The following is a 21,215-nucleotide window of genomic DNA, read 5'->3' as shown; positions in this document are numbered from 1 at the left end:
TGCTCATGCTGACACCGATTCGCGGTGACCCGCGTCGGCGAGCGACGTTCCCCGTGTCTCCTTGGCCAGGTACACGGCGACGATCGTGAGGACACACGTGGCGGCCAGGTAGACGGAGATGGCGAGGCTCGCCCCCGTCGCGTCGAGCAGCGCGGTCGCGATGAGCGGCGCCAGCCCGCCCGCGATGATCGAGGCGAGCTGGTAGCCGATGGACGCTCCCGAGTAACGCACCCTGGTCCCGAACAGCTCGGAGAAGAACGCGGCCTGCGGGCCGTACATCGCGCCGTGCAGGACGAGGCCGACGGTGACGGCGACGATGGTGGCCAGTCCCGAGGCGGTGTCCAGCATCGAGAAGAACACGAAGCCCCACACGAGCATCCCGGTCGCGCCGAACAGGTACACCACGCGGCGGCCGAGGACGTCGGAGAGCCAGCCCCAGAACGGGATGGTCACGAAGTGCACGGCGGACCCGATGAGCACGGCGTTCAGCCCGACCGACCGGGAGACCTCGACCTCGTTGACGAGGTAGACGAGGACGAACGCGGTGACGATGTAGTACGACACGTTCTCGGCGAACCGCGCGCCCATCGCGATCAGCACCGCACGCCAGCTGTGCCGCAGTACCGTGACGATCGGCGCCTTCTCCGGAGCCGGGTTCTTCCCGGCCCGCTCGACCGCCTCCAGGAACACCGGGGACTCCGACACCGACAGCCGGATCCACAGGCCGATGCCGATCAGCAGGCCCGACAGCAGGAACGGAACGCGCCAGCCCCAGGCCTCGAACGCCGCCTCGCTCTGCACCGCCGCAAGGATGGCGAGCACCGCGGTGGCGAGCAGGTTGCCGCCGGGGGCACCGGCCTGCGGCCAGGACGCCCAGAAGCCGCGCCGTTTCGCGTCCCCGTGCTCGGACACGATGAGCACGGCGCCGCCCCACTCCCCGCCGAGCGCGAAGCCCTGGATCAGCCGCAGCAGCACCAGCAGCAGCGGGGCCGCGAGGCCGATCGTGGCGTAGGTGGGCAGCAGGCCCATGGCGAACGTGGCGCCGCCCATCATGAGCAGGCTCACCACCAGCAGCTTCTTGCGCCCCAGCTTGTCCCCGAAGTGACCGAACACCAGCCCGCCGATCGGCCGGGCGACGAACCCGATCGCGAACGTCGCGAGCGCGAGCAGCGTGCCCGTGAGCGGGTCGGCCTCGGGGAAGAACAGCTTGTTGAACACGAGCGCGGCGGCCGAGCCGAACAGGAAGAAGTCGTACCACTCGATGGTGGTACCGATCATGCTGGCACCGACGACGCGCCGGATGGACCGGGCTGGCGGGGACGTGGTCTCGGACACGGTTCATCACCACTTCGTTGTGCGGATGGGACTTCGGAAACTCAGCTGGCGGACCAGCCACCGTCGAGCGGGATGGAGGCGCCGGTGAGGTGCCCGGAGCGCTCGCCGCAGAGCCACAGCACCACGTCCGCGACCTCGGCGGGTTCGATGAGCCGCCGCACGGCGGTGCGGCCGAGGAAGACCTCGTCGAGGACCTGCTCCTCCGCGATGCCGCGGGTGCGCGCCTGGTCGGCCACCTGTCCCTCGACCAGCGGGGTGCGCACGTAGCCGGGGTCGACGCAGTTGCTGGTCACGCCGTGCGGCGCGCCCTCGAGCGCGGCGACCTTGCTCAGCCCTTCCAGGCCGTGCTTGGCGGCCACGTAGGCCGCCTTGTGCGGGCTCGCGCGCAGGCCGTGCACGCTGGAGATGTGGACGAGCCTGCCCCAGCCGCGCTCGTACATCGCGGGCAGGCACCGACGCATCAGCAGGAACGGCGCGGTGACCATGAGCTGCTGGAGGGCCGTGAACCGCTCCGGAGGGAACTCGTGCAGCGGCGCGACGTGCTGGACGCCCGCGTTGTTGACCAGGATGTCGACGTCGGCGGGCAGGCCGGCGATCGCCTCCGGGTCGGTGAGGTCGGCGACGTGCGCGAGCGCCCCGGTCTCCGCCGCGACGGCAGCGGCGCCGTCCCGGTCGGCGTCCACCAGGTGCACCTTCGCCCCGGCGGCGCCGAGCGCGGCCACGCAGGCCCGGCCGATCCCGCTCGCGCCGCCGGTGACGAGGGCCGTCCGGCCGTGGAGTGAGCTGCTGGTCATGGCAGCCGACGGTAGAACCCGCCGACCGCCTCAACCATGTGCGCGCGGGCTACAACCCACGGGAGATCCGTGGGGTGGGACCACACCTCAGGGCAGGGTGAGAATCTCCGCGCCCGAGCCGGTGACCAGGATCGTGTGCTCGAACTGGGCCGTCCACTTCTTGTCCTTGGTGGTCACGGTCCAGTCGTCGGCCCAGACGTCGTAGTCGATCGTGCCGAGCGTGATCATCGGCTCGATGGTGAACGTCATCCCCTCCTCGATCACCGTGGTGACCGAGGGCTCCTCGTAGTGCAGCACGGTGGGTGCCGTGTGGAACGCCGGGCCCACCCCGTGCCCGGTGAAGTCCCGCACCACGCCGTAGCCGAACCGCTTGGCGTACGACTCGATCACGCGGCCGATGACGTTGAGCTGCCTGCCCGGCCGGACGGCCTTGATGGCCCGCGTCGTCGCCTCCCGGGTGCGTTCCACCAGCAGGCGCGCCTCCTCGGCGACGTCGCCGGCGAGGAACGTGGCGTTGGTGTCGCCGTGCACCCCGCCGATGTAGGCGGTGACGTCGATGTTGCAGATGTCGCCGTCCTCGATCACGGTCGAGTCGGGGATGCCGTGGCAGATGACCTCGTTCAGCGACGTGCAGCAGGACTTCGGGAAGTTCCGGTAGCCCAGCGTCGACGGGTAGGCGCCGTGGTCGAGGAGGAACTCGTGCACCACCTTGTCGATGTCGTCGGTGGTGTTGCCCGGCTTGACCGCCTTGCCGCCCTCCTCGAGCGCCTGCGCGGCGATCCGGCACGCGACCCGCATCGCCTCGATGACCTCGGGCGTGCGCACGCCGTTGCCGGACTCGCGGCGCGGCGCGGGCTTCCCGACGTACTCGGGACGCGGGATGGAGTCGGGCACGGGGCGGCGGGGCGACTGCACGCCGGGCCGCAGTGGAGATCGAACGGGCATGTCACCACCCTACGACGGCCTCCGGTGGCGGGCGCCGCCCACGGGTCGGTCAGAACAGCACCGTGGCGTAGCGCCCCACCTGGCGGAACCCGATCCTGCGGTACACCGCGAGGGCGGGCGTGTTGTAGGAGTTGACGTACAGGCTCGCGGTGCGGCCCATGCCGCGCACCAGCCGGTCGACCACGGCGGCCGTGCCCGCGGCGCCGAGGCCCTCCCCGCGCCGGTCCGGGTGCACCCACACGCCCTGGATCTGTCCCACGCTCGACGAGAGCGCGCCGATCTCGGCCTTGAACACGACCTCGCCCGCCTCGAACCGCGCGAACGCCCGGCCGCTGGAGATCAGTTCCGAGACCCGCGCCCGGTAGCTGACGCCGCCGTCGCCCGCACGCGGGTCGACGCCGACCTCCTCGATGAACATCGAGACGGCGGCGGGCAGGTAGCGCTCCAGCTCGTGCGGCCGGACCGGCCGCACAGCCGGGTCCGGGGGCACGGCGGGCACACCGTCGAGAGCCAGCAGTGGCTGGTCCTGCCGCACCTCGCGGGCGGCCCCCCACTCCCCCGTGAGCTCGTCCCACAGGCCGAGCACCTGCTCGGCGGGACCGACGATCGAGGAGCACGTGCGCTGGCGGCGCAGGGCCCGGTCGGCGAACGAGCGCAGGACCGTGCCGTTGCCCCGCAGGGGGATCAGGTTGGGACCGGAGAAACACAATCCCGAGAAGCGGCCCGACCTCGGGCTCCGGCCGTCCGCGGCCCAGAGCTCACCGCCCAGCCGCCACGGGTCCAGCCCCGCCACCTCGACGCGCGCGGCCACCATGCAGCTTCCCACCGGGTCGGCAGCGAGTGCGGCACGAACCGCGGGATAGTCCCTGTCGTCGAGCAGCCGCGCACCAGCAAGCCGCAACACAAGGTCAAGCCTGCCAGAAAACGCTTCGTAACGGAAAAGCCGCGAGCCGCCGCGGCTACTCCCGCACGAGGGCGGGCAGCTCCTCGGCGATCCAGCGGCCCGGAGGGCAGCCCGCGAACGCCTGCCACTCGTGCGTGAGGTGCGCCTGGTCGTAGTAACCGCACGTGGCCGCGAGCTCGGCGAGGTCCCGCGGCCCGCCCGCGCGCAGCAGGCGCCCGGCGCGCTCGAACCGCAGCACGCGCGCCGCCTGCTTCGGGCCGAGCCCGAACTCACGCCGGAACCGTTCGCCCAGGTGACGGCGGCTCCAGCCGACCTCGGCGGCGAGGTCGGCGATGCGCAACCCACCGCAGGTGGCGACCAGCCGCCGCCACGCCCAGCCGACCTCCTCGGGCGGCCCGGCCGCGTCCCGCACCTCCGCCAGCAGCGCCGCGTCGAGCAGCGCGAACCGCCCGGCCCACGTCGGTTCGGCCGCCAGCCGGTCGGACAGCGCGGCGAGCCGGGCGGCGCCCGCGTCGGCGGCACCGGCCACGTGCCCGGCCAGCTCGGCGGCGGGCAGCCCCAGCAACGTCCGTGTGCCCAGCGGGTTCAGCTCGACATGGATACCGGTCTCGTACCCGCCCTGCGCGATGAGCACCGGGGCCGTGTGCAGGCCACCGACCGCCGCGCGCAGCGCCGTCGCACCGGAGGGGCCGAGGACCCGCACCGGCTCGGTGAGGGCCAGGACGAGCGTGGCGTGCCTGCTGGGCAGGCCCCGGTGCACACCCGGTCCGCTCCCGTCGCCGGTGTAGCCGACGTAGCGCGTGACGAGATGCCGCAGCGCCGGGTGCGGCGCCCGGACCGCCCAGCCGGCGTCGGGCACGACGTCACTCCTGTCCGCCGGACCGCTCGCGCGCGGCGATCTCGCGGCGCACCACCGGCGCCACCTCGGTGCCGAGCAGCTCGATGGCCCGCAGCGTCTCCTTCTGCGGTACGCCGCCGAACCCCAGCTGGATCAGCAGCCGCTGGTGACCGAACAGCTCGTGCTGGTACAGGATCTTGTCGACGATCTCCTGCGGGCTGCCCACCACCAGCGCACCGGGCCGGGACGACTGCGCGTCGTAGGCGTCGCGCGGGGTGTGGAAGCCGCGCCCGCGCTGGTGGAAGTTCTCCAGCATGCCGCGGTCGAAGTGCGGGTACGAAAGGTCCCGCGCGGCCTGGCTGGTCGGCGCCACGAACCCGGGCGAGTTGATGCTCAGCGGCAGCGCCGCCGGGTCGTGCCCGGCCTCGGCGGCCGCCTCCCGGTACAGCTGCGCGAACGGCGTGAACCGGGACAGTGCCCCGCCGATGATCGCCAGCGCGAGCGGCAGGCCCAGCCGGCCCGCGCGCACCACCGACTCCGGTGTGCCGCCCACCGCCACCCAGACCGGCAGCGGGTCCTGCACCGGGCGCGGGGCGATGTCGGCCTCGCGCAGGGCCGGCCGGAACCGCCCCGACCAGGTGACCGGGTTCCGGTCCCGGATGGCGAGCAGGAGCTCCAGCTTCTCGGCGAACAGCTCCGAGTACTGCGCGAGGTCGTAGCCGAACAGCGGGAACGACTCCGTGTACGAACCCCTGCCGGTGATGATCTCCGCGCGGCCGTTCGAGATCAGGTCGAGCGTGGCGTACTGCTGGAACACCCGCACCGGGTCCTCGGAGCTGAGCACGGTCACGGCGCTGGAGAGCCGGATGTCCTGCGTCCGCGCCGCGATGGCCGACAGCACCACGGAGGTCGCCGACACGGCGAAGTCCGACCGGTGGTGCTCCCCGAGAGCGAACACGTCGAGGCCCACCTCGTCGGCGAGCGCGGCCTGCTCCTGGTAGTCCCGCAACCGCTGCCGCGCGGTCGGCACCGTGCCCGTGCGCGGGTCGGTGGTGATCTCCCCGAAGGAGTAGATCCCCAGTTCGAAGGCCACCACAGCTCCCGTCAGCTGACGGTCACCTCGGGAGAGCCGGTCTCGCCCATCTCCTCGGCGATCCGCATGGCCTCCTCGATGAGCGTCTCGACGATCTGGTGCTCGGGCACGGTCTTGATGACCTCGCCCTTCACGAAGATCTGGCCCTTGCCGTTGCCCGAGGCGACGCCCAGGTCGGCCTCCTTCGCCTCACCGGGGCCGTTGACCACGCAGCCCATCACGGCCACGCGCAGCGGCACCTCCATGCCCTGCAGCCCCGCGGTGACCTCGTCGGCGAGCCGGTAGACGTCCACCTGCGCGCGGCCGCACGACGGGCAGGAGACGATCTCCAGCTTCTTCGGCCGCAGGTTGAGCGACTGCAGGATCTGGGCCCCGACCTTGACCTCCTCCACCGGGGGCGCGGAGAGGGAGACCCGGATGGTGTCGCCGATCCCCTGCCGCAGCAGCGCGCCGAAGGCGACCGCCGACTTGATGGTGCCCTGGAAGGCGGGGCCGGCCTCGGTGACGCCGAGGTGCAGCGGGTAGTCGCACTGCTCGGCGAGGATCTCGTAGGCCCGGATCATGACCACCGGGTCGTTGTGCTTGACCGAGATCTTCAGGTCGTGGAAGTCGTGCTCGGCGAACAGCGACGCCTCCCACAGGGCCGACTCCGCGAGCGCCTCGGGCGTGGCCTTGCCGTACTTCTCCATCAGGCGCTTGTCGAGCGACCCGGCGTTGACGCCGATCCGGATCGGCGTGCCGTGGTCCTTGGCCGCCTGCGCGATCTCCCCCACGCGGTCGTCGAACTTCTTGATGTTGCCGGGGTTCACGCGGACGGCGGCGCAGCCCGCCTCGATGGCGGCGAAGACGTACTTCGGCTGGAAGTGGATGTCGGCGATGACGGGAATCTGCGACTTCCGCGCGATCGCGGGCAGCGCCTCGGCGTCGTCGGCGCTGGGGCACGCCACGCGCACGATGTCGCAGCCCGCCGCGGTCAGCTCGGCGATCTGCTGGAGCGTGGCGTTGACGTCCGCGGTGACCGTGGTGGTCATCGACTGGACCGAGATCGGGTGGTCGCTGCCGACGCCGACGGGACCGACCTGCAGCTGACGGGTCTTTCGGCGTTCGGAGAGTACGGGCGGTGGACTTTCGGGCAAACCCAGGTCGACGGTCATCGAATCCTCTGCTAGCGGTCTACGAACGCGACAGTCTCACGATACGTCAGGACGGCAGCCTGATGGGATTGACGATGTCCGCCGTGACGGTGAGCAGCACGACCGCGCCGCCGATGAGTATCACGACCATCGTCACCGCGGAGAGCTTCGTGTAGTCGACCGGCCCGCCCGCGGCCTTGCCGCGCAGCTTGCGCACGAAGTCGCGCACCCGTTCGTACCAGGTCACGGCGATGTGCCCGCCGTCGAGCGGCAGCAGCGGCAGCAGGTTGAAGATGCCGACGAAGAAGTTCAGGCTCGCCAGCAGGAACAGGAACAGCCACCAGATGCCCCGCTCGACCGCCTCGCCGCCGATCCGGCTGGCGCCCACGACGCTGACCGGGGTGTTCGGGTCGCGCTCGGCGCCGAAAATGGCCTCCACCACGGCGGGGATGCGCTCGGGGAACTCGAGCAGCCGCTGCCAGGTCTGCACGAGCATGTCGCCGGTGAACGTCGCCGCGCCGCCGAGGCCGGCCACCAGGTCGTAGTGGAACTCCCTCGGGAAGGTGACCCCGATGGAGCCGACCTCCACGATCTCCCGCTCGCCCTGCGCGTTCAGCACGGGCCGCTTGACCTGTGTCACATCCACCGTCAGCGGCACCGTCTCGCCGTCGCGCTCGACGGTGATCCGGGTGGGGCCGGACAGCGGCTGGATCTCGTTCACCACGTCCTCGAAGGTGGGTGTCGGGGTGCCGCTCACCGACACGATCACGTCACCGGGCTGGATGCCGCCCTCCTTCGCGGGCGCGGGCGCTCCGGGGGCGCACTGCCGCGGGTTGACGTACTCCTCACGGGTCGTGGCGTCCTGCACGCACTGGGACACCGACGAGATCTGCGGGGTGCCCATGATGTTGGGCAGGCCCATGGTCACGGCCATGAGGTAGAGCACCACGAAGCCGAGGACGAAGTGGGTGAACGAGCCCGCCGCGAGCACGACGGTGCGCTTCCACGTCTTGTACCGCCACATGGCGCGGGGCGCCTCGTCCGGCGTGACCTCGTCCATCGCGGTCATCCCCGCGATGTCGCAGAAGCCGCCGAGCGGGATCCACTTGAGCCCGTACTCCGTCTCACCGCGGCGGAACGAGAAGACCTTGGGCCCGAAGCCGACGAAGTACCGGCGGACCTTCATGCCGAACGCCTTCGCCGTGAGCATGTGCCCGGCCTCGTGCAGCGCGACCGACACGCAGATGCCGAGCGCGAAGAGCGCGACTCCGAAGATGTAGGCGAGCACGCGCTACTTCCCTCCCGTACTGATCGCGAGGGCGCGCTCGCGCGCCCACTGTTCCGCGGCGAAGACGTCGTCGATGTCGCGGGGTTCGCGGCGCCATTCGTCGGCGGACTCCACCACCTCACTCACAGTGTCCACGATGGAGGTGAAGCTGGTGTTCTGCGCCAGGAAGGCGGCCACGAGCTGCTCGTTCGCGGCGTTGAACACCGCCGGGAGGAGACCACCCACCGTGCCCGCGTGCCGCGCCAGCTCCACGGCGGGGAACGCCGCGCTGTCGAGCGGCTCGAAGGTCCAGCTCGCCGCCTGGTCCCAGCGGCACGGCGGGGCGGCGCCGGGTACCCGGTCCGGCCAGTTGAGCGCGAGCGCGATCGGCAACCGCATGTCGGGCGGGCTGGCCTGGGCGAGGGTGGACCCGTCGGTGAAGGTGACCATCGAGTGCACGATCGACTGCGGGTGCACCACCACGTCGATCCGGTCGCACGGCACGTCGAACAGCAGCCTCGCCTCGATGAGCTCCAGGCCCTTGTTCACGAGGGTCGCCGAGTTGATCGTGACCAGCGGTCCCATCGCCCACGTCGGATGTGCCAGCGCGTCGTCCACGGTGACCCCGGCCAGCTGCTCCCTGGTGCGGCCGCGGAACGGGCCGCCGGAGGCCGTCAGCACCAGCCGGTCGACCTCGTCGGCGCGCCCGCCGCGCAGTGCCTGGGCGAGGGCGGAGTGCTCGGAGTCGACCGGCACCAGCTGGCCCGGCCCCGCCGCGGCCAGCACGAGCGGCCCGCCCGCGATGAGCGACTCCTTGTTGGCCAGCGCGAGCGTCGCGCCCGTGCCCAGGGCGCGCAGCGTCGGCGCGAGCCCCTGGGAGCCCGGCAGGCCGTTGAGCACGACGTCGGCCGGGACGGCCTCGATCAGCTCCACGACGGCGCCTGCACCGGCGAAGATCCGCGGCAGGCGGAACTCGCCCTTCGCGTAGCCGCGGCGCTGCGCCTCGGTGTACAGCGCGAGCTGGAGGTCCTCCACCGCCGTCGGCTTGGTCACGGCCACGGCCTCGACGGAGTGGGCGAGCACCTGGGCGGCGAGCGCCTGCGGGTCGGAGCCGCCCGCGGCGAGGCCCGCGACGCGGAAGCGGCCGGGGTTGCGGCCCGCGACGTCCAGTGCCTGGGTGCCGATGGAGCCGGTCGAGCCGAGGACGAGGACGGTTCTTGGCGAGTTCATCGCCCACCATTGTGGCGAACCTCGCCTCCGGCCCGTCGGCGGTCCACCGGTCGTGGTGTGGGATCATCGTGCGCAGCACAGCGGTAAGGAGTGATCGTGGCGAACAAGGCGGTCGAGAAGCGCACCGGGACCGAGGTGGACCCCCGCGACGAGCCGTCGGCGGAGTGGGGCTGGCACGGCAGCTTCCCGAAGGGCACGCAGGCCGGGGGCTGGATCACCGCGATCGCGCTGTTCGCCATGCTGATCGGCAACCACGAGGGCAACACCGAGAACATCTGGCTGATCGGCTTGGGCAGCGCGGTCGTCATCGGGTTGCTGTGGGACCTGCGGCGGCGCCGCACCGCCTGGCGCCGGTAGCCCGCTGGACGCACCGAATGTGGCATTCGGTGCGCCGGACGTCACCAATGCCACATCCGGTTCGTCGGGCGGTCACGTGTCCGGACTTGACTCTGGAGCCGACTCCAGGTTCTAACCTCGCACCATGCGGACGGCAGCGGGTGCGAACTCTCTCACGATGGCGCAGGTCAGCACGAGGACCGGCGCCAGTCCCGACACGATCAGGTACTACGAGCGGATCGGCCTGCTGCCGCCGCCCGACCGCACCAGCGGGGCGCACCGGCGCTACGGCGACGCCGCGGTCGACCGGCTGCGGTTCATCCGCGGCGCCCAGCGGCTCGGCCTGCAGCTCGCGGAGATCCGGGACCTGCTCGCGGTGCGCGACACCGGGACGTGCCCGTGCGAGCCGGCCGAGACGCTGCTGCGGCGGCACATCGAGGAGATCGACGCCGAGGTCGCCCGGCTGACCGCGCTGCGCGCCGAGCTGGTCACGATGGTCGAGGGCATCCGCGCCGACGACTGCGTGGACCCCGAGCCCGGCACCTGGTGCCCCCCGCCCGACCCGAGGGAAGGGGGTGACTGACCGTGCGCTTCGCCTATTCCGGCGGCTGTGACTGCGAGTGCGACTGCTCGGCCGAGGACTGCTGCTGACCGAACCCCGCGTGTCATGAGTGGCTCGTTAGTGGCGAAAAAGTCAGTCACGAGCCACTCATGACAGCACCGGCACCGGTCGGCGTGACAGGAGCGGGGCGGGAACGCTAGCCTGACTCGATCCGGCTCTCCTCGGCTCTGGACACAGCCTCCCCGAGGACGATCTGACCGGAGCCGAGAACCCGTTCGTGGCGCGTGCCGCGACTCCTCCCTCCGCTCGGGCCCGCATCACCGAGGTCCTCGGTGATCGAGACGACCCCTGTCCGAGCACCCCTCTGTCACCAATCCGGAAGGCGGGACGACCCATGTTCGTATGGCCCCAACTGACCACGGGACCCGAACGCACCATGTTGGAGTACATGCTCGACCGCAACCGGCGCGCGCTTATCGACACCGCGAGCGGCCTGTCCGAAACCGACGTGCGGCGGCGCCTGGTCACCTCGCTCACCACACCGATCGGGCTGATCAAACACGCCGCCACCGCCGAGCGCATCTGGTTCCAGCGCACTCTGTTCGGCCTGGACGAATCCGCGTGCGACGGCTACGCCACCGCTGACGACGGCAGTTTCGTCGTCGGCGACGGCGAGACGCTGGCCGACGTGATCGGCGAGTTCGAGCGCGCCAGCGAGCGTTCCCGCGCGATCGCCGCCGAGTTCGACCTCGACGACACGACGACGCATCCCCGCGCCGGCGAAGTCAGCCTCCGGTTCGTCTACCTGCTCCTGATCGAGGACTTCGCCCGGCACGCAGGCCACGGCGACATTCTCCGCGAACAGCTCACCGCCACCCGGCGGGTGTGACGGCGAGCGCGACTGCTCGGCCGAGGACTGCTGCTGACCGAACCTCGCGGGCCGATCAGGCCTCGGCGGCGAGCTGGCCACAGGCGGCCGCGATCTCCTGGCCCCGGGTGTCCCGCACGGTGCAGGCCACTCCCCCGGCGTCGGGTTCAGCGGGATCACGTTGACATGCACCAGGTGCCCGAGGTGCTCACGCAGCAGCCGGGCCAGCAGGTCCGCGGCCGGCCGGCGATTGTTCACGGGCACGAGCGTGTCCCGCAGCTCGTCGTCGGGAGTGTGCAGCGACACCGCGAGCCGCACCTGCATCCGCTCGTCAGCCAGCCTGCGGATCGCCGGGGCCAGCCCCACCGTCGACACCGTCACCGAGCGCTGCGCGATGCCCAGCCCCTCCGGCGCCGGCTCGGTGATCCGCCGCACGGCGGCGACCACGCGCCGGTGGTTCGCCAGCGGCTCACCGCTCCCTACCGTCTGACGAACTCGGCGGGCGTCAAAGTCCCAGAACCTGCCTGAGTCCCGTGTCCACGTCGCGCATCAGCAGGAGAGGCACATCGCCAACATGCTGAACGAGATCGGTCTTGTTCAACGTCACCAGCGCCGTGACATTGACGACCGAGTCGCGAGGAAGACCTGTGGCTGATGACGGCAGGAACACATTCCCCGGCGCGGCGGCCAACGTCGTGTTGGAGGTGAGCACCGCCACGAGGACGGTCGCGAGCCTGCTGGTGTTGTAGGGGTCCGACTGGATGACAAGTACAGGGCGACGCTTGGCAGGCCGTGAGCCCTCGGGCTCGCCGAGGTCAGCCCAGTGGATGCCGCCTCGTTCGATCACCACTCGTCGTCAGCCAGCTCCAGCCGACGCCGACCGGCGATGACCGCAGCCGAGGAGGAGTCGTCCCCGTCGATCAACTCGAGAGCGGAGTTGATCTCATTGGTCAACGACTCCCGTTCCAGATGTTCCAGGTAGAACCGGGCAGCGCGCGCATAGAACTCCGAGCGCGTAATCCCAAGACCCTGCGCACCCCGTTCCACCTGCGCGAACGTCTCATCAGGAATCGAAATCGCCGTCTTCACGACGATGAGTATAACCCGGTATTACCCACTCTGTCGATCAGGCCTCGGCGGCGAGCTGGCCACAGGCGGCCGCGATCTCCTGGCCCCGCGTGTCCCGCACGGTGCAGGCCACTCCCCCGGCGTTGACGCGCCGCACGAACTCGCGCTCCACCGGCTTCGGCGAGGCGTCCCACTTGCTGCCCGGCGTCGGGTTCAGCGGGATCACGTTGACGTGCACCAGGTGCCCGAGGTGCTCACGCAGCAGCCGGGCCAGCAGGTCGGCCCGCCACGGCTGGTCGTTCATGTCCCGGATCAGCGCGTACTCGATCGACACCCGCCTGCCGCTGACGTCGGCGTAGTAGCGCGCCGCCGCCAGCACCTCCGCGACCGGCCAGCGATTGTTCACGGGCACGAGCGTGTCCCGCAGCTCGTCGTCGGGAGTGTGCAGCGACACCGCGAGCCGCACCTGCATCCGCTCGTCAGCCAGCCTGCGGATCGCCGGGGCCAGCCCCACCGTCGACACCGTCACCGAGCGCTGCGCGATGCCCAGTCCCTCCGGCGCCGGCTCGGTGATCCGCCGCACGGCGGCGACCACGCGCCGGTAGTTCGCCAGCGGCTCCCCCATGCCCATGAACACGATGTTGGACAGGCGGCCGGGAGTGGGCGTGCCGTCGGGACCCGGCATCAGGCCGTCCCGCATCACCGCCGCCGCGGAGCGCACCTGGTCGACGATCTCGGCGGTGGACAGGTTCCGTTCGAGACCACCCTGGCCGGTGGCGCAGAACGGGCACGCCATGCCACAGCCCGCCTGGCTGGAGATACACAGCGTCGCCCGGTCCGGATAGCGCATGAGCACGCTTTCCAGGAGGGTCCCGTCGTGCGCGCGCCAGAGCGTCTTGCGCGTGGATCCCCCGTCGCAGTCGAGCGCCCTGACCTCCGTGAGCAGCGGGGGCATCAGCTCCTGGGCGAGCCGGGCCCGCGAGGCGGCCGGGATGTCCGTCATCCGCTCGGGATCGGCGGTGAGCCGGGCGAAGTAGTGGTGCGACAGCTGCTTGGCGCGGAACGGCTTCTCGCCGAGTGCGACGACGGCCTCCGCCCGTTCGGCCGCCGTGAGGTCGGCGAGGTGCCGGGGCGGCATGCCCCGGCGGGGTGCGTCGAAGACGAGGGGGAGGGCAGTCATAACTCCTCCAGTGTCCCATGACCTCGATGGTTGCATGACGACTGTTTCCGATATATCGTGAACATGTCGAGATACAACGAACAGGGAGGATGGTCATGCGACCACGTTTCGACGAACGATTCGGACCACGTGGCTTCCGCCCGCCCGGCGCGCACCGGCACGGCGGTTTCGGGGGATTCGGCGGCTTCGGTCCTGGCGGCCCCGGCGGGCCGGGGCCGTTTCCCGGTGGACCGGGACCCCGTGGCCGCCGTCGCGGCGGCCACGGGCACGGCAGGCGCGGCAGGCGCGGCGACGTCCGGTCCGCGGTCCTCACCCTGCTGGCCGAGCAGCCGAGGCACGGCTACGAGATCATCGGGGAGATCGGGGAGCGCAGCGGCGGGTTCTGGCAGCCGAGCCCCGGTTCCGTCTACCCCACCCTGCAGCTGCTGGCCGACGAGGGCCTGGTCCGCAGCAGCGAGGACGGCGGCAAGCGGCTGTACGAGCTCACCGACGAGGGCAGGGCGGCCGCGGGCAAGCAGGACGGGCCGCCGCCCTGGGAGCACTTCGCCAAGGAGGCGGACCCGCACGAGGTGGAGCTGCGCGACGCCGCCGGCGCGCTCATGGGCGCCATGCGGCAGGTCTGGGCGGTCGGCACCAGCGCGCAGCAGGCGAAGGCGATCGAGGTGATCAACGACGCGCGGCGCGCGCTCTACGGGATCCTCGGCGAGTCCCCCGCGGGCGAGTGAACGAGCCCGCCCGGTTTGCGCCGGACCAGCACCCGGTAGCCGACCGGCAGGTCCAGGCCGGGGCCGGGCGCGCCCGCGTTGCGGCGTGACGTCTCCGCGATCGCGCGCTCGGCCACCCTGGCACTGAACTCGATGCGCAGCACGGCTTCCATGCTCGCGCGATCGGGGAAGGCCCAGCGGGCCTCCACGCGGTGGCAGGCGAACCCGGCCGCGGCGAAGAACGCGTCCACCGCGTCGGCGTCGTAGTGCGGGAGGTCGGCGAGCATCCAGTCGCCGTAGGGCGCGTGGCGGGTGTCCAGATCGACGATCACCAGCGTGCCGCCCGGCCGCAGCACCCGGTCGGCCTCGCGCAGGCCTGGGTCACAGCCGGGACCGAAGAAGTAGGCCGTCCGCGCGTGCGCCACATCGGCACTCCCGTCGGGCAGCGGGAGCCGCTGCGCCGCCCCGCGCAGCACCGACACGGTGCCGAGGCCCGCCACCCGGCGCTCCGCGCGCCGCACGAGCGGCTGGTACGGCTCGACCCCGACCACCGACCGGGCCGCCGCCGCGAACCGCGTCAGGTGGAAGCCGTCACCGCAGCCGATGTCCACCACGTCGCGCCCGGACCAGGGCGCCTGCTCGGCCAGGACGCTCCAGAGGGTGCCGTCGGCGTCCTGCACCCGGTTCTCCAGCTCGTACGCTTCCGGGTAGTACCAGATGTTCGGACTGGGTACCACGTCTACCCTGCGTACGGATCTTTTCACGAAGACCAGGGTATCGACCGCACCTGGCGACGTAAGATCACCGGCACGGTACAAAGCGTGATCACGGTGCGTTTCGCGGGAGTTGCCCATGTCGGTCGGTTCGCCCACCCAGCAGTCCGTCGTCCCCGCCGGGATGCCGTGCTGGGTGGAGCTGGCCGCCTCCGACGAAACGGCCGCGCAGCGGTTCTACGCGGAGCTCTTCGGCTGGGAGTTCCGGCTCCGGCGCGACCCGGCGACGCTGACCCGGCGGTACAACATCGCGACCCTCGGCGAGTACGAGGTCGCCGGGCTCTACCAGGCGGCCAGCGACCAGCCGACCGGCTGGATCGTGCACCTCGCCGTGACCAACTCGGCCAGCGTCGCCGACTGGGTCGAGCACCTCGGCGGGCTGGTGACGCTGGGCCCGGTGGACATTCCCGACCGGGGCAGCATCGTGCACGCCCTCGACGCGGGCGGCGCGCCCGTCGTGTTCTGGCAGCCGTCCGACTCGTGGAGCTTCGTCACCGGTGTTCCCGGCGCGTTCAGCGGAGCCGACCTCAACACCTACGACGGCGAGAAGACCGACAACTTCTACTGCCGCATGTTCAGCTTCACGAGCGAGCAGATCGGCTCGGGCGGCATCGACTACGCGGAATGGCGACTGGACCACGGCCCCGTCATCTACCGCTACCAGATGGGCGACGAGTACCGGGAATCCACCCGGCCGCACTGGATGGTCTACTTCTGCGTCGACCCGGCACGGGGCACCGACGCCGTCGCCGGGCAGGCGATCATGCTCGGGGGCAGCGTGCTCACCCCGCCGTTCGACACCCCGTTCGGGCGGACGGCGGTGATCGCCGACCCCAACGGCTCGGTGCTGTCGATCATCGACCACGAGTCCGCGGTCGACAACGGGGCGGGCCGCGCCGAGGTCGACGACCCCTACGGCGACTGAGCGCGGCTCGGGCGGGCTCAGGCGGGGAGGAACGCGCTCAGCAGCAGCCACGACACGACCGCCGAGGGCAGCAGCGAGTCGAGGCGGTCCATGATGCCGCCGTGACCGGGCAGCAGGTGGCCCATGTCCTTGATGCCGAGGTCGCGCTTGATCAGCGACTCCATCAGGTCGCCGAGGGTCGCGGTGAGCACGATCGCCGCGCCGAACAGCACCCCCTGCCACGCCTGCCCTTCGAGCAGCAGGGACAGCGAGAGCGCACCGGCACCGATCCCCGCGGCGAGCGAGCCGCCGAAGCCCTCCCACGTCTTCTTCGGGCTGATCGACGGGGCCATCTTGTGCCTGCCGCCGAGCACCCCGGCGATGTAGCCGCCGGTGTCGGAGGCCACCACGACGATCATGAACGACAGGACTCGGCCCACGCCGTCCTCCGGCGGCACGAGCATCGCGGCGAACGAGGCGAACAACGGCAGGTAGGCGGCCGCGAACACGGAGGCGCCGACATCCCGCAGGTAGCCCGCGGCGCCGCCGGGCAGCCGCCAGAGCAGGCAGGCCAGCACCGTCAGCACGAACGCCGTGACGGCACCCTCCCTGCCGAACGGCCAGGCCAGCCAGATCATCGCCTGGCCGCCGACCAGGACCGGAACGACCGCGAGGCGGATGCCGGCCCCCCGGCGCAGTGCGGCGGCGAACTCGATGGTGCCCACCGCGATCGCCGCCGCGACGATCGCGATGAACAGGTACCGCACCGTGAACAGCGAGGCGAGGATCGCCCCGCCCAGCACGACGCCGACGGCGATGGCCGCGGGCAGGTCACGGCCCGCCCGGGAGGGCTTGCGCTCCGGTGGAGCCGGATCCTCGGGCTCGGCCGTGCCCTCGCGTTCGTCCCGGTGCTCGCTCACCTTCGTCATCAGACCTCGAGCAGCTCGGCTTCCTTGTGCTTCACGAGGTCCTCGACCTGGTGGACGTAGGTGTCGGTGAGGTTCTGCAGCTCCTTCTCGGCGCGCGCGACCTCGTCCTCGCCGGCCTCGCCGTCCTTGGCGATCCGGTCGAGCTCCTCCTTCGCCTTCCGCCGCACGCTGCGAATGGAGATCTTGGCGTCCTCACCCTTGCTCTTGGCGACCTTGACCATCTCCCGGCGGCGCTCCTCGGTGAGCTGCGGGATGACGACGCGGATGACGGCGCCGTCGTTGCTCGGGTTGACCCCGAGGTCGGAGTCGCGGATGGCCTTCTCGATGCTGTTCAGCTGCGAGGCGTCGTACGGCTTGACCACCGCCATCCGCGCTTCCGGGATGTTGATGCTGGCCAGCTGGTTCAGCGGGGTGGGCGCGCCGTAGTACTCGACGACGATGCGGGAGAACATCGCTGGCGTCGCCCGCCCGGTGCGCACCGACGACAGGTCCTCTTTGGCGACGGACACCGCCTTTTCCATCTTCTCCTCGGCGTCGAGGAGGGTCTCGTCGATCACGGCTACTCCAGGTGTGTGTTTGCGCGGGTCCCCAGCGATCCCAGCACGCTCAGGCGGGCCGGCCACCGGTGGGGGTACTGACCAGTGTGCCGATCCTCTCACCACTCACCGCACGAGCGATGTTCCCCTCGGTGAGCAGGTTGAACACGAGGATCGGCATGTTGTTGTCCATGCACAGGCTGAACGCGGTGGCGTCGGCGACCTTCAACCCCTGCTCGAGGACCTCGCGGTGGGTGATCTCGTCGAACATCTTCGCACCCGGGTCGCTCTTCGGGTCGGCCGTGTAGACACCGTCCACCGCCTTGGCCATCAGCACCACGTCGCAGCCGATCTCCAGCGCACGCTGCGCGGCGGCGGTGTCCGTGGAGAAGTACGGCATCCCGACGCCCGCGGCGAAGATGACGACGCGCCCCTTCTCCAGGTGGCGCTCCGCGCGGCGCGGGATGTACGGCTCGGCGACCTGACCCATCGTGATGGCGCTCTGCACGCGCGTCGGCAGGCCCTCCTTCTCGAGGAAGTCCTGCAGGGCCAGGCAGTTCATCACGGTGCCGAGCATCGCCATGTAGTCGGCGCGGTCGCGGTCCATGCCGCGCTGCGAGAGCTCGGCGCCGCGGAAGTAGTTGCCGCCACCGATCACCACGGCCATCTGGACGCCGGTGCGCACCACGGCCGCGATCTGGGTGGCCACCGAATGGACCACGTCGGGGTCGAGACCGACGGCGCCGCCGCCGAACATCTCGCCGCCCAGCTTGAGCAGCACTCTCCGGTATCCCTGCCCGGCCCGATCTGCTTCCATGTCGCCTCCGCGCACTCGAGTGCTGCTGTGGGTGTTCCACAACTGTGCCCCGCCCCCGGAGAAGCTGGCGGGAGACGGGGCACAGTGCTCACCGGAACTACGGCTGGCCGACCTCGAACCGGACGAACCGGGTGACGGTCACGCCGGCCTCGTCCAGCAGGGCCTTGACGTTCTTCTTGTTGTCGGTGACGGACGGCTGGTCGAGCAGCACGACGTCCTTGTAGAACGCGTTGACCTTGCCCTCGATGATCTTCGGCAGGGCCTGCTCGGGCTTGCCCTCCTCGCGGGCGGTCTGCTCGGCGATGCGGCGCTCGTTCTCGACGGCGTCGGCCGGGACCTCGTCCCGCGTCAGGTACTTCGGCTTGAGCGCCGCGACCTGCAGCGCGGCACCGCGGGCGGCTTCCTCGTCGTCGCCCGTGTACTCGACGAGCACGCCGACGGCGGGCGGCAGCCCGGCGCCCCGGCGGTGCAGGTAGGTGGTGACCTGGCCGTCGAACGCGGCGACGCGGCGCAGCTCGAGCTTCTCGCCGATCTTCGCGGAGAGCTCCTGGATGAGCTCGTTGACGGTCTTGCCGCCTGCCTCGGCCAGCTTCAGCTGCTCCACGTCGCTGGTGCGCAGCTCCTTGGCCGCCTCGACGATCGTGTCGGCGAGCTGCTGGAACTCGTCGTTCTTCGCGACGAAGTCCGTCTCCGAGTTCAGCTCGATGAGGACGCCGCCGTCCCCGGCGACGAGCCCCTCGGCCGTGGCGCGCTCGGCGCGCTTGCCGACGTCCTTGGCCCCCTTGATGCGCAGGTATTCAACGGCCTTGTCGAAGTCGCCGTCGCTCTCCTCGAGCGCCTTCTTGCAGTTCATCATGCCGGCGCCGGTGAGATCGCGGAGGCGCTTCACGTCTGCCGCGGTGTAGTTCGCCATCGTGCGTTGTCCGTTCCTTCTTCGGTACGCGCAGGGTCGGTCTGTGGAGAGGTACCCCGCCGTGGCAGGCGGTGCCCGCCTGCCACGGTGGAGAGATCAGGAAGCGGTGGTCTGCTGCTCGGCGGGCTGCTCGGAGGCACCGGCGTCCGAACCGGCCAGCAGCTCCTTCTCCCACTCGGCCAGCGGCTCGTCGGAAGCGACCCCGGCCTCGGGCTTGTCCTGGCCCTCGGCGGCGGCACCGTTGCGGCCCGAGCGCGCCATCAGGCCCGCGGCCGCGGCCTCGGCGACGACCTTGGTCAGCAGCGCGGCGGAGCGGATCGCGTCGTCGTTGCCCGGGATCGGGTAGTCGACCTCGTCCGGGTCGCAGTTCGTGTCCAGCACGGCGACCACGGGGATGTTGAGCTTGCGCGCCTCGCCGACCGCGATGTGCTCCTTCTTGGTGTCCACGATCCAGACGGCGCTGGGCACCTTGGACATGTCGCGGATACCGCCGAGGGTCTTCTCCAGCTTGTCCTTCTCGCGGGTCAGCGTGAGGATCTCGCGCTTGGTGAGGCCCTGGAAGCCGCCGGTCTGCTCCTGCGCCTCCAGCTCCTTGAGCCGCTGCAGGCGCTTGTGGACGGTCTGGAAGTTGGTCAGCATGCCGCCCAGCCAGCGCTGGTTCACGTACGGCATGCCCACGCGCTGCGCCTCGTTGGCGATGGCCTCCTGGGCCTGCTTCTTCGTGCCGACGAACAGGATCGTGCCGCCGTGGGCGACCGTCTCCTTGATGAACTCGAAGGCGCGGTCGATGTAGCTCAGCGTCTGCTGCAGGTCGATGATGTAGATGCCGTTGCGCTCGGTGAGGATGTAGCGCTTCATCTTCGGATTCCAGCGCCGGGTCTGGTGCCCGAAGTGCACGCCGGAATCGAGCAGCTGCTTCATGGTGACGACGGCCATGGCCGGATTCGCACCTCTTCTGTCTCGTGCATGCCGGGCGCGGGGCTCGACATGCGGGGCCGGTTGTCGCGGCGGACCGGGTGGTCAGCCGCCCTGGTGCAGTGCCGGCGACCGGACTCGTTGGCCACGTTCGACCGCGGAGACCGCCGGACGCCGTCGGCGCCGGTCACCTGGGCAGGCCCGGGGAGAGCGGAGCCGCGCACGTACACGCGAAGTCAGCCTGTGGCTACACAGGCCGCGCCCCGTAGTGTACGCCGACACCCGTCAGCCGCTCGAACCGGAGCCCGGCTGAGCCCGGAGTTGTCCACAACCACCCCGGTTGTCCACAGATTCGCCGCTCCCCTCCACTCCCCCGTTGCCGTCCCGGCACGCTGGGTTCATGACCACATCCAGGAGCACCCGGCCGTCGCCGGTCCGGCACACCGGTGCCCCGGTCCACCGCCCGCGCGCGCCGGCCCGGCGGGCCGGATCTCCCCCGCCGTGGCGGGGCGCGGCCGCGCGGCTCGGCCCGGCGCCCGGCCACGGTGCCTCGTCCCGGCAGGCCGCGATGCCCGGGCCCCGGGAACGGCGCGGGCGACGTGCCGCGCCCAGGGCGGTCGCGCTGGTCCTGGCGGTCCTGACGGTGCTGGCGGTACTGGCGGGCGCCGCGTGGGTGACCGGCGCCGCGGCCTCGCCCGCACAGCCCCGGGCCGGGGCGGGTGAGCCGAGCGAGCCGAGGTTCGGCTGGCCGCTGTCCCCGGTGCCGCGCGTGACGAGGCCCTTCCAGGCACCGGCGCACCCGTACGGGCCGGGCCATCGCGGCGTCGACCTGGCGGCCGGGCCGGGCCGTGAGGTGCTGGCCGCCGGGCAGGGGTTCGTGGTGTTCGCGGGCCGGGTGGCTGGCCGGGGCGTGGTGTCGGTCGACCACGACGGTGGCCTGCGCACCACGTACGAGCCGGTCGAGCCCGCGGTCACACGGGGCGAGCAGGTGTACGCGGGCCAGGTCGTCGGCACGCTCACCGCGGGACACGCCGGCTGTCCCGTCGCGGCGTGCCTGCACTGGGGCGTGCGGCGCGGCGAGGAGTACCTCGACCCCATGCGGCTGGTCCGCGTGGACGTCCGGATCCGGCTCAAGCCGTGGGAGGGGGTGCCGCCCGGCGGTTGACGATCA

General features: G+C 71.3%; 24 protein-coding genes and 1 pseudogene. 6 read left to right on the top strand and 19 right to left on the bottom strand.

Annotation, left to right across the window (positions count from 1 at the left end):
• Window positions 1-3 precede the first annotated feature (3 nt).
• From B0I33_RS10995 to dxr, 9 genes are all read right to left on the bottom strand, one after another.
• Entirely contained in the window at window positions 4-1,278 is a 1,275-nt protein-coding gene (locus B0I33_RS10995) for an MFS transporter (RefSeq protein ID WP_106178879.1), read from the bottom strand.
• Window positions 1,279-1,376: 98 nt separating this feature from the next.
• Complete coding sequence (locus B0I33_RS10990) at window positions 1,377-2,129, bottom strand: 3-hydroxybutyrate dehydrogenase (RefSeq protein WP_106178517.1); 753 nt, start codon at window positions 2,127-2,129, stop codon at window positions 1,377-1,379.
• A gap of 87 nt (window positions 2,130-2,216) precedes the next feature.
• A complete protein-coding gene (gene map / locus B0I33_RS10985) occupies window positions 2,217-3,074 on the bottom strand; it encodes a type I methionyl aminopeptidase (protein ID WP_106178516.1) in 858 nt (285 codons plus the stop codon).
• Between the two features lie 49 nt (window positions 3,075-3,123).
• On the bottom strand, window positions 3,124-3,978 hold the full coding sequence (locus B0I33_RS10980; protein ID WP_106178515.1) for a GNAT family N-acetyltransferase: 855 nt from the start codon (window positions 3,976-3,978) through the stop codon (window positions 3,124-3,126).
• Window positions 3,979-4,033: 55 nt separating this feature from the next.
• Window positions 4,034-4,837 carry a helix-turn-helix domain-containing protein gene (locus B0I33_RS10975; protein ID WP_106178514.1) on the bottom strand — a complete coding sequence of 268 codons (804 nt, stop codon included), beginning with the start codon at window positions 4,835-4,837 and terminating at the stop codon, window positions 4,034-4,036.
• Window positions 4,838-4,841: 4 nt separating this feature from the next.
• Window positions 4,842-5,909, bottom strand: coding sequence for an LLM class flavin-dependent oxidoreductase (locus B0I33_RS10970; protein WP_106178877.1), 1,068 nt, complete (start codon window positions 5,907-5,909; stop codon window positions 4,842-4,844).
• Between the two features lie 11 nt (window positions 5,910-5,920).
• A complete protein-coding gene (gene ispG / locus B0I33_RS10965) occupies window positions 5,921-7,063 on the bottom strand; it encodes a flavodoxin-dependent (E)-4-hydroxy-3-methylbut-2-enyl-diphosphate synthase (protein WP_106178513.1) in 1,143 nt (380 codons plus the stop codon).
• A gap of 46 nt (window positions 7,064-7,109) precedes the next feature.
• Window positions 7,110-8,330, bottom strand: coding sequence for a M50 family metallopeptidase (locus B0I33_RS10960; protein ID WP_106178512.1), 1,221 nt, complete (start codon window positions 8,328-8,330; stop codon window positions 7,110-7,112).
• Window positions 8,331-8,333: 3 nt separating this feature from the next.
• Window positions 8,334-9,539: a 1-deoxy-D-xylulose-5-phosphate reductoisomerase gene (gene dxr / locus B0I33_RS10955; protein ID WP_106178511.1), complete on the bottom strand. Its 1,206-nt coding sequence runs from the start codon at window positions 9,537-9,539 to the stop codon at window positions 8,334-8,336.
• 90 nt (window positions 9,540-9,629) lie between these two features.
• Between dxr and B0I33_RS10950 the strand changes: the two genes are divergently transcribed.
• The 3 genes from B0I33_RS10950 to B0I33_RS10940 all read left to right on the top strand — a co-directional run bounded on the left by B0I33_RS10950 (window position 9,630) and on the right by B0I33_RS10940 (window position 11,326).
• Window positions 9,630-9,896, top strand: a complete 267-nt coding sequence (locus tag B0I33_RS10950) for a DUF2631 domain-containing protein (RefSeq protein ID WP_106178510.1) — start codon at window positions 9,630-9,632, stop codon at window positions 9,894-9,896.
• A 157-nt stretch (window positions 9,897-10,053) separates the two neighbouring features.
• A complete protein-coding gene (locus B0I33_RS10945) occupies window positions 10,054-10,458 on the top strand; it encodes a heavy metal-responsive transcriptional regulator (RefSeq protein WP_245900591.1) in 405 nt (134 codons plus the stop codon).
• A gap of 373 nt (window positions 10,459-10,831) precedes the next feature.
• Entirely contained in the window at window positions 10,832-11,326 is a 495-nt protein-coding gene (locus B0I33_RS10940) for a DinB family protein (RefSeq protein WP_106178508.1), read from the top strand.
• Between the two features lie 55 nt (window positions 11,327-11,381).
• Here B0I33_RS10940 and B0I33_RS10935 read toward each other — a convergent pair.
• From B0I33_RS10935 to rlmN, 4 genes and pseudogenes are all read right to left on the bottom strand, one after another.
• Window positions 11,382-11,788 (bottom strand): annotated as a pseudogene (locus tag B0I33_RS10935) (dual-specificity RNA methyltransferase RlmN); the annotation flags it as partial.
• A 22-nt stretch (window positions 11,789-11,810) separates the two neighbouring features.
• A complete protein-coding gene (locus B0I33_RS10930) occupies window positions 11,811-12,155 on the bottom strand; it encodes a type II toxin-antitoxin system PemK/MazF family toxin (protein WP_106178507.1) in 345 nt (114 codons plus the stop codon).
• Complete coding sequence (locus tag B0I33_RS10925; protein WP_106178506.1) at window positions 12,149-12,394, bottom strand: CopG family transcriptional regulator; 246 nt, start codon at window positions 12,392-12,394, stop codon at window positions 12,149-12,151. The genes B0I33_RS10930 and B0I33_RS10925 overlap by 7 nt, the downstream gene beginning before the upstream one ends.
• Before the next feature lie 37 nt (window positions 12,395-12,431).
• Window positions 12,432-13,553: a dual-specificity RNA methyltransferase RlmN gene (gene rlmN / locus B0I33_RS10920; RefSeq protein WP_106178505.1), complete on the bottom strand. Its 1,122-nt coding sequence runs from the start codon at window positions 13,551-13,553 to the stop codon at window positions 12,432-12,434.
• Window positions 13,554-13,648: 95 nt separating this feature from the next.
• Here rlmN and B0I33_RS10915 point away from each other — a divergent pair, with 95 nt between their 5' ends.
• The gene (locus B0I33_RS10915) at window positions 13,649-14,278 is read left to right on the top strand and encodes a PadR family transcriptional regulator (protein WP_181193248.1); all 630 of its coding nucleotides are present in this window, start codon (window positions 13,649-13,651) and stop codon (window positions 14,276-14,278) included.
• Here B0I33_RS10915 and B0I33_RS10910 read toward each other — a convergent pair.
• Window positions 14,242-14,994: a class I SAM-dependent methyltransferase gene (locus tag B0I33_RS10910; protein ID WP_425440466.1), complete on the bottom strand. Its 753-nt coding sequence runs from the start codon at window positions 14,992-14,994 to the stop codon at window positions 14,242-14,244. The genes B0I33_RS10915 and B0I33_RS10910 overlap by 37 nt on opposite strands.
• A 115-nt stretch (window positions 14,995-15,109) precedes the next feature.
• Between B0I33_RS10910 and B0I33_RS10905 the strand changes: the two genes are divergently transcribed.
• Window positions 15,110-15,955: a VOC family protein gene (locus B0I33_RS10905; protein WP_106178502.1), complete on the top strand. Its 846-nt coding sequence runs from the start codon at window positions 15,110-15,112 to the stop codon at window positions 15,953-15,955.
• A gap of 17 nt (window positions 15,956-15,972) precedes the next feature.
• Here B0I33_RS10905 and B0I33_RS10900 read toward each other — a convergent pair whose 3' ends face one another.
• The 5 genes from B0I33_RS10900 to rpsB form a co-directional block, all read right to left on the bottom strand.
• A complete protein-coding gene (locus B0I33_RS10900) occupies window positions 15,973-16,863 on the bottom strand; it encodes a phosphatidate cytidylyltransferase (RefSeq protein WP_106178501.1) in 891 nt (296 codons plus the stop codon).
• Window positions 16,863-17,420 (bottom strand): ribosome recycling factor, encoded by a 558-nt coding sequence (gene frr / locus B0I33_RS10895; protein WP_106178500.1) that lies wholly within the window; start codon window positions 17,418-17,420, stop codon window positions 16,863-16,865. The genes B0I33_RS10900 and frr overlap by 1 nt, the downstream gene beginning before the upstream one ends.
• A gap of 49 nt (window positions 17,421-17,469) precedes the next feature.
• Complete coding sequence (pyrH, locus tag B0I33_RS10890; protein WP_106178499.1) at window positions 17,470-18,216, bottom strand: UMP kinase; 747 nt, start codon at window positions 18,214-18,216, stop codon at window positions 17,470-17,472.
• A gap of 97 nt (window positions 18,217-18,313) precedes the next feature.
• A complete protein-coding gene (tsf, locus tag B0I33_RS10885) occupies window positions 18,314-19,129 on the bottom strand; it encodes a translation elongation factor Ts (RefSeq protein WP_106178498.1) in 816 nt (271 codons plus the stop codon).
• Between the two features lie 96 nt (window positions 19,130-19,225).
• Window positions 19,226-20,065 (bottom strand): 30S ribosomal protein S2, encoded by an 840-nt coding sequence (rpsB, locus tag B0I33_RS10880; protein ID WP_106178497.1) that lies wholly within the window; start codon window positions 20,063-20,065, stop codon window positions 19,226-19,228.
• Between the two features lie 547 nt (window positions 20,066-20,612).
• Here rpsB and B0I33_RS10875 point away from each other — a divergent pair.
• On the top strand, window positions 20,613-21,209 hold the full coding sequence (locus B0I33_RS10875) for a M23 family metallopeptidase (protein WP_106178496.1): 597 nt from the start codon (window positions 20,613-20,615) through the stop codon (window positions 21,207-21,209).
• Window positions 21,210-21,215: the final 6 nt, after the last annotated feature.

This window comes from Prauserella shujinwangii (assembly GCF_003001955.1).
GTDB lineage: Bacteria > Actinomycetota > Actinomycetes > Mycobacteriales > Pseudonocardiaceae > Qaidamihabitans > Qaidamihabitans shujinwangii.
This window is presented reverse-complemented; position numbering and strand designations above follow the sequence as displayed.